We start from the raw sequence: 838 nt of genomic DNA, 5'->3' as shown, positions 1-838 counted from the left end.
AAGTACGAGTGAGACAGCTGTTCAAAGCGATGCTCTGAGCAACGAAAGGTAAATACCCAAAGGGAAGCACGTGCTTCCCTTTTTGTTTTTGTGAACTCGGTATTTATTTGTAGAGGTAATAACCATAACTAGATTGTATTAGTCCTCAGAATGTAGATCCCAACCTTTGATATAACGAGAGTCTTATTCGGGGAAGGATACAATGAAGAAGACCACTCTCGCGCTCTCAATTCTTGCACTCAGCGCATGCAGCCAAACCAGCGACAATCCACTACTGTTGACCATTGATGATCAGGCGCTACCCTTTCAATCAACAGGACAAGGTACATTGATTGCCGAGCACGAGCTCAGCAAAGGCACACACACCTTTTCTATTAGCGATGCCGCGCAAACCTGTGGCACAAGCTACGCCTTGGCAGAAGAGAGCCGAGTGAAATTTAATAAACCTCTGCGTGTCGACGACTGCGCGGAAGAGTCTCAAATAGATATCAAGGTATTCAGGGCCAATACCTACCAATTTACCCTCAACCCACAATCCAATGAACTGACAGTTAAGGTCAAGCCGAAACAGAAGAAGGTTCAGAGCTTCACATGTCCAGTGCCAAGCGACTCACCGACCACCGTCGATGTCACTAAGACCTTTGCAGATGGCACCTTGTTACGTGATGCACTCTCTGGCCAACAAGCGACAGTGACCAACGGCACGATCAGCATGAAACCGGCCCACTCAAGCCAAGGGCTCCTTTTGCTTGAAGAGGTTGAGTCAGCCGAAAAATCGACGTTTAGTTGGGATAATGCCACGGTTTACTTCGTCATGACCGACCGCTTTTATAATGGC

Annotated in this window: 1 pseudogene; it reads left to right on the top strand. The window is 47.5% G+C overall.

The window, feature by feature from the left end:
• Positions 1-202 precede the first annotated feature (202 nt).
• Positions 203-838: pseudogene (locus KIV40_RS31280) on the top strand (alpha-amylase); the annotation flags it as partial.

It is taken from the genome of Vibrio sp. D173a (genome assembly GCF_030248475.1).
This window is presented reverse-complemented; position numbering and strand designations above follow the sequence as displayed.